Source organism: Mesorhizobium sp. M5C.F.Ca.IN.020.32.2.1 (genome assembly GCF_004023105.1).
GTDB classification, from domain to species: Bacteria; Pseudomonadota; Alphaproteobacteria; order Rhizobiales; family Rhizobiaceae; genus Mesorhizobium; species Mesorhizobium wenxiniae.
The window spans coordinates 1-2,805 of sequence record NZ_RZSX01000817.1 but is presented as its reverse complement, the minus strand read 5'-3'; the positions used below and the strand labels follow the sequence as shown (position 1 = coordinate 2,805).

Genomic DNA, 2,805 nt, shown 5'->3' with positions numbered 1-2,805 from the left:
GTCCAACGTGCTTCGGGCCTCGTCGGCCGTTGGAGCGTCTTCAGAAGCCGCGACTCCGACGATCTCAACGCCGTTGTCCTTGTATTTCTCCTGCAGCTGGATCAGATGGGGCATCCCGTCCACACATGGGCCGCACCAAGTTGCCCAAAATTCGACTATGCACACTTTGCCGGGCTCAAAGCTGGTGAGGGGCTCGCCACGCAGCCAGTTCTCGACTTTAATCGAAGGAGCCGGGGACTCCATCTGCAATACCACGTTGCGGTCCAAAGCTATTTCCAAAGGTTTCTGCACGAGCTGGTTTCCTCTCAGAGACGGCACACGGGTTCAGGGAGGAGCGGATCGCTCGTCTTGCCCCATTGAGTGCAGTCACAGTCACTCAGTCTCAAAAACCATGCCAACGCGCTCAGCGCGCAGTTAGCGCCCATTGCTTCGAAAAACCTCGACAGTGCCCAGATGTTGGTTGTAATGAACCTGACATTTGTCTGACGCTGTCAGCTTTTGGACACGCGATCACGCGCTTCGTGCCGCCAGAAGGTCAGGCCGAGCCCTGTGTTGCCAGCGGTCGCTTCGATGATTGTACCGCCCCGCGCGAGCTGGCCACGCTGTTCGGCATTAACGATCATCGACAACGCAATGCGATCCTTGATCGATCCGCCGGGATTCTGGCTTTCGAGCTTGACGAAGAGACGACACCTGCCGGTATCGAAGCTCTTCAGTTCGACGACCGGCGTCTCCCCAATCAGATCGAGCACTGACGCAAATGGCGGACGCAGGCGAGAGGACGCCTTTGTCGACGGTCGGCGGAACATCTCGAGGCTCATGCGGCTGCGGTCTCCAGAATGTCGGCATAGTGCCGTTGCGCAGCATCGGGATGCGAGCGCAGTCGGCTCTTCAGCAGTTGCGGAACAGTGGATTGTCGGGGTCGCTGGCGGGGCACCCGCTTCGGCAGCCGTTCAGGCGGCAGGTCAAGAAACCGTATGTCGGCATCAAGCCGCGCGCCGAAGAAGAAGGGAATCGAAACAGTGCCCTTCGAAAGACCCAGGGCAACGGAAATCATTGCATCGGGCGAGTTCATGCGCCTGAAGCAGCGCTGCCTGCAACTGCTTCATAGCGACAGGCGGGCGAGACTCTAGCGAGGCTTTCGCCGCTTGGTTGATTGAGGCTCTCGACGAAGCCACTAAGATTCGGCGGCCGATAATAGCTTGCTGCTCATTGGGACGTCGACCAACGCCGGGATTGAGAAAGGCAACCCTGCCCCACAAGGCGGGTGTCACACGTGCGGTGCGTCCGCTCGTCACGCCGGATGGTTTTTGAGACCTGGGTTCACGGCTAATCAGATGCACCCCTGTCGTCGTTTCGGTGCAGGCCGCCAGGGGGGCGTGTTGCAGCAGCTTGCAATTAGTTTCGCCAGTACGGGGCGTGCGAGCACGGGGCTGCACAATGAGATCATATGCCGGCGTGGGGACCAAGGTGTGGCGCAGCCTTAGAGAACTCAACACCGAGACCGGAGCAACGGAGACTGCTCTTTCGTCGAGCCAGTTTAAATTAGAACATTCTTTCTATAGTTTACGTCAATTATCCTGTTCGATAGCTCTGTCGACTAGCGATGAGACTTTTCAACGCAGCGCGGACATCCGCTGGCCGGATGTGACTTGCTATCCCTTTCAAGATCAAACAGGAGAACCCATGAGCAATCCAGTCCTTGTCAACCGGACCATTCTTGACTCCGACGTTGTACCGCTGACCAGCCGTGTCGGAGCTGAAATCAGAGGCGTTCGCCTTGGCGGAGACCTTTCGGACGCAGCGATAGCAGCCATCAACCAGCTTCTTCTAAAACACAAGGTGATCTTCTTCCGCGGCCAGGAGCACCTCGACGATGCGGAGCAGGAATTGTTCGCGCGGCGTCTGGGTAACCTTGTACCTCATCCCACGCAGGGGCCGGCAGCCGGCACGGCCTCAATCCTCAATCTCGATTCCGGCCGTGGCGGTGGCAGGGCAGACCAGTGGCATACCGATGTGACTTTCGTCGATGCCTATCCGAAATTCTCGGTCCTACGTGGCGTCGTCATTCCGGCGGCGGGGGGCGACACGATCTGGTCCAACACGCACGCCGCGTACGAGAATCTGCCGGCGCCGCTCAAAATATTGGCGGACAATCTGTGGGCTATTCATAGCAATGCCTACGACTACGCAGCCGTGCGCCCGCGCGCCACAGCCGAAGAGAAGAGGCACTTCGAGGAAGTCTTCACATCGACGATCTACGAGACCGAGCATCCGGTCGTGCGCGTCCATCCCGAAACCGGGGAGAAGTCGCTGCTGCTCGGCAATTTCGTGCAGCGCCTCGTCGGCCTTTCCAAGAGCGATTCCGCCAAACTCTACGAGGTGTTCCAGTCCTACGTCACTGCCCCGGAAAATACCGTGCGGTGGCGCTGGCAAGTAAGCGACGTCGCTATCTGGGACAACCGTGCTACCCAGCATTATGCGGTCAACGACTATGGCGACCAGCACCGGGTTGTGCGTCGCGCTACGGTTGACGGTGACGTTCCGATCGGCGTCGACGGTCGCCGCAGTATAACCCGTGTCAAGGCAGCCAAGCCGGCGGCGAAGGCAGCCTGACCGTCTGAACAGGGTAAAGATGAAAACTTCGTATCGCCGCGGCCATATCGCGCTGCTTAACCGCCCCACAAAGCCTTATGATTTCCGAGAAGCAAGGCGAGTTGCGGGCTCGAGGCTTGGCCCGAAATCGAGGTCCTGCAGCGTGGCGCATGGCTCGAGTCGCTGCTCGTGGCCCCGCTGCAGCGGTAC

At 59.1% G+C, this 2,805-nt stretch carries 3 protein-coding genes and 1 pseudogene; 1 reads left to right on the top strand and 3 read right to left on the bottom strand.

All coding sequences use genetic code 11. The features are described from left to right. The 3 genes and pseudogenes from EOA86_RS29295 to EOA86_RS29285 all read right to left on the bottom strand — a co-directional run. The coding region (locus EOA86_RS29295) for a TlpA disulfide reductase family protein (RefSeq protein WP_164892089.1) at positions 1-243 on the bottom strand (243 nt) is incomplete at its 3' end. A gap of 293 nt (positions 244-536) precedes the next feature. After that, a pseudogene (locus EOA86_RS29290) lies at positions 537-809 on the bottom strand (pyridoxal-phosphate dependent enzyme); the annotation flags it as partial. A gap of 8 nt (positions 810-817) precedes the next feature. Continuing rightward, the gene (locus EOA86_RS29285; protein ID WP_091600625.1) at positions 818-1,075 is read right to left on the bottom strand and encodes a hypothetical protein; all 258 of its coding nucleotides are present in this window, start codon (positions 1,073-1,075) and stop codon (positions 818-820) included. A gap of 611 nt (positions 1,076-1,686) precedes the next feature. Between EOA86_RS29285 and EOA86_RS29280 the strand changes: the two genes are divergently transcribed. Then, positions 1,687-2,616 carry a TauD/TfdA family dioxygenase gene (locus EOA86_RS29280; protein ID WP_091600626.1) on the top strand — a complete coding sequence of 310 codons (930 nt, stop codon included), beginning with the start codon at positions 1,687-1,689 and terminating at the stop codon, positions 2,614-2,616. Positions 2,617-2,805 lie beyond the last annotated feature (189 nt).

What these genes read in the sequence shown, in the direction of transcription:
- EOA86_RS29285 (WP_091600625.1), bottom strand. Translation starts at nt 1,075, where the DNA reads ATGAACTCGCCCGATGCAATGATTTCCGTTGCCCTGGGTCTTTCGAAG.
- EOA86_RS29280 (WP_091600626.1), top strand. Translation starts at nt 1,687, where the DNA reads ATGAGCAATCCAGTCCTTGTCAACCGGACCATTCTTGACTCCGACGTT.